Raw genomic sequence first — 3,187 nt, 5'->3', positions numbered from 1 at the left:
CCGGCCGTCGCGCCACGGCGCGGCAATCGCTTCGGCGCTGGCCTCCGGCGTGACGATGCTCAGCGCCACCGCGCGCACCAGTTCGACCGGCAGCCACGGCATGTCGGCCAGCGCCACCAGCCAGCCGGCCGCCTGTTCGCTGGCCGCGACTGCCGCCGCCAGCGCGGCGCCCATGCCGGCCTCGGCGCGCGCCGAGGCAACGACCTTGCAGCCGCCCTCGCTCAGTTCCCGTTCCAGTTCGGGTTGTCCCGGCCGCACGACGGCGATCGCGCCAGGCAGCGCGGTGGCCAGCGTGCGGGCGCTGTGCCAGGCCACCGTGCGTCCGTCCGGCAGCGCCTGCAGCAGCTTGTTGCGCGCGCCGCTGGCATCGAAGCGGCGGCCGTAGCCGGCGGCCAGCAGGATGCCGGCCGGCAGATCGGAATCGATCAGCGGCCCGGACTGCATGCGCTCGCCTCGTTGGCGGCCAGTTCGCGCGCGGCCTTGGCGCCCTCGACCTGCAGGATGTCGGGCAGCGACACGTGGTTCTTCGCCGCGACCACCTCGGCCAGGATCGAGATCGCGATCTCCGGCGGCGTGCGGCTGCCGATATAGATGCCGACCGGCCCATGCAGCCGCGCCAGCTGCGCGTCGTTCAGGTCGAATTCCTTCAAGCGCTCGCGCCGCGCCTGGTTGTTGCGGCGCGAGCCCAGCGCGCCGACATAGAACGCGCGCGTGCGCAGCGCCTCCATCAGCGCGAGATCGTCGAGCTTGGGGTCGTGCGTCAGCGCGATCACCGCGCAGCGCTCGTCCAGCTTCATCTCGATCACGGTGTCGTCCGGCATGGTGCGCACCATGGTGACGCCGGGAATGTCCCAGGTCTCGGTGTATTCCTCGCGCGGATCGCAGACGGTGACCTGGAAGCCGAGGCCGACCGCGATCTGGCACAGGTACTTCGAAAGCTGGCCGGCGCCGATCACCAGCATCCGGTAGCGCGGCCCGTGGATCGTCGCCAGCGTGCGGCCGTCGAAGGTCAGGCCGTCGGTGGCCTCGGCAGGGCCCAGCGTGGCCTTGCCGGTCTCCATGTCGAGCGTGCGGGTCACCAGCCTGCCGTTCTCGACCGCGTCCAGCAGCTCGGCCAGTCCGCTGTCGGCGCTGACCGGCTCGGCGACCAGCTCGATCGTGCCGCCGCAGGGCAGGCCGAAGCGGTGCGCCTCCTCGGCGCTGATGCCGTACTTGATCGCCTCCGGCGCGCGGGCCGCGATGCCCTCGCGCCGGACCCGGTCGATGATGTCGTCCTCGATGCAGCCGCCCGACACCGAGCCGACCACCAGCCCGTCGTCGCGCACCGCCAGCATCGCGCCCTCGGGGCGGGGCGACGAGCCCCAGGTCCTGACCACCGTGACGAGCAGCGTGCGGTGGCCCTCGGCGGTCCAGCGCACGCTGCTTTTCAGGACTTCGAGATCCACGCTGTCCATGATCGCTTCCGTTTGGTATGTTCGCCTGCTTGTTTGTCAGCCGGTTCGCCGGCGGCAGTGGCTTGGTTCGATTCGCCCGCCAAAGGTTCACCGGCTTCGCCTGCCTGTCCGTCGGCCGGCTGCTGGCCGCCGCTGACCGCCTCGGAAAAGCGCGTGAAGAAGGTGTCCGCCATCTTGCGCGCGGCGCCGTCGACCAGCCGCGAGCCGATCTGCGCGATCTTGCCGCCGACCTGCGCCTGCACCGTGTACGACAGCACGGTCTCGTCGCCGTCGGGGTCCAGCCGCACCTTCGCGGTGCCCTTGCCGAAGCCGGCCGCGCCGCCCTGGCCGTCGAACGCGATGGTATAGCTGTCCGGCGCCTGGATGTCCTGCAGCGCCATCCGGCCCTTGAACTTCGCCTTCACCGGCCCGATCGCGGCCGTCATGCTGAGCAGATAGGCGTTGTCGCCATCGGGCTCGATACTCTCACATCCCGGAATGCAATGCTGGAGCAGGGCCGTGTCGTTCAACGCCTCCCAGGCGACCTGCTGCGGCACTGGCAGCCGGTGGGTTTGGGTCATTTCCATGGTGCGGTGTTCTCCTTGTCGTTGGGGGCTCGCCGGCCCGGGGCCGGACCGGGGCGCTTTTGCGCCACGGAATGCGGTGCGGAATGCGATGCGGAATGCGATGCGGAATGCGGCGCCGCCAGCAGCGATTCCAGCGCGAACAGGCTCGCCAGGTTGTGGGCGGGGCGCAGCGCGTCGACATGCGGCAGGATCGCCTGCACGCCGCGCGCCTGCGGCGTGAAGCCCGCGTAGCGCAGCAGCGGATTCAGCCAGACGATGCGATGGGCGAAACGCCGCAGGCGCGCCATCTCGTCGCCGAGCAGGTCGATCCGTTCGTGATCGAGGCCGTCGGTGACCAGCAGCACGGTGGCGCGGCCGCCCAGCGTGCGGCGCGCCCACTGGCGGTTGAAAGTCGCCAGCGCGGCGCCGATGCGCGTGCCGCCGGCCCAGTCTCTCACCTGTTGCGAGATGGCCTCGACCGCGTCGTCCGGATCGCGCTCGCGCAGCGCCCGGCTGACATTGGTCAGCCGCGTGCCGAACAGGAAGACCGACAGCCGCTCGCGCGATTGCATCAAGGCATGGCAGAAGTACAGCACCGCACGCGAATACTGGCTCATCGATCCCGAGATATCGAGCAGCAGCACCAGCGGCGGGCGGCGCTCGGCGTGGCGGCGATATTTCCAGCGCATCCATTCGCCGTGCTGGCGCACCGCCAGACGCGCGCTGGCGCGCAGGTCGGCATGGGTGCCGTGCGCGGCGGCGCGCAGCCGGCGCGTGCGCTCGGTGGCCAGATGGGTGCGGCGCGAGCGGATCAGGTGCTGCAGCGCGCGCCATTCGTCGGCCGACAGCGTGTCGAAGTCGCGCTGCGCCAGCCGCTCCTGCGCCGAGAAGGTCAGCACCGCGCCGATGCGCTCCTCGGCAGGCGAGGGCACCGGTGCGGGTTGCGCGGCGGGCGGCTCGCGCGCGGCCAGCGCATCGGCGAGCCGATTGCTGCGGCGGGGCGGCGGTGCGCCGGCCTCGACGCGCGGCAGCAGCAGCGCGCGCAGCTTGCCCTCCCAGTCGGGGTCGCGCCAGAACAGGTCGAAGGCGGCGTCGAACAGCGGGCGTTGATCTGGGCCGGACAGCATCAGCGCCGCCAGCGTGGCGTGCACCTCGTCGCGCCGGCCCAGGTCGACATGCCGCAGCGCC

Annotated in this window: 4 protein-coding genes; all 4 read right to left on the bottom strand. The window is 71.6% G+C overall.

Going from position 1 to position 3,187, the window contains the following annotated elements:
• Nucleotides 1–444, bottom strand: a 444-nt coding sequence (locus tag F1599_RS15250) for an NTP transferase domain-containing protein (RefSeq protein WP_150083638.1), incomplete at its 3' end; no start/stop codon positions are given.
• Nucleotides 426–1,454 carry an XdhC family protein gene (locus F1599_RS15245; protein ID WP_149320153.1) on the bottom strand — a complete coding sequence of 343 codons (1,029 nt, stop codon included), beginning with the start codon at nt 1,452–1,454 and terminating at the stop codon, nt 426–428. The genes F1599_RS15245 and F1599_RS15250, both read right to left, overlap by 19 nt.
• Complete coding sequence (locus F1599_RS15240; RefSeq protein WP_150083636.1) at nt 1,427–2,020, bottom strand: CoxG family protein; 594 nt, start codon at nt 2,018–2,020, stop codon at nt 1,427–1,429. The genes F1599_RS15245 and F1599_RS15240 overlap by 28 nt, the downstream gene beginning before the upstream one ends.
• Nucleotides 2,011–3,187, bottom strand: a 1,177-nt coding sequence (locus tag F1599_RS15235; protein WP_150083635.1) for a vWA domain-containing protein, incomplete at its 5' end; no start/stop codon positions are given. The genes F1599_RS15235 and F1599_RS15240, both read right to left, overlap by 10 nt.

This window comes from Cupriavidus cauae (assembly GCF_008632125.1).
In the GTDB taxonomy this organism is placed as follows: domain Bacteria; phylum Pseudomonadota; class Gammaproteobacteria; order Burkholderiales; family Burkholderiaceae; genus Cupriavidus; species Cupriavidus cauae.
Note: the sequence above shows the minus strand (reverse complement) of the source record. Positions and strands in the feature narration are given on the sequence as shown.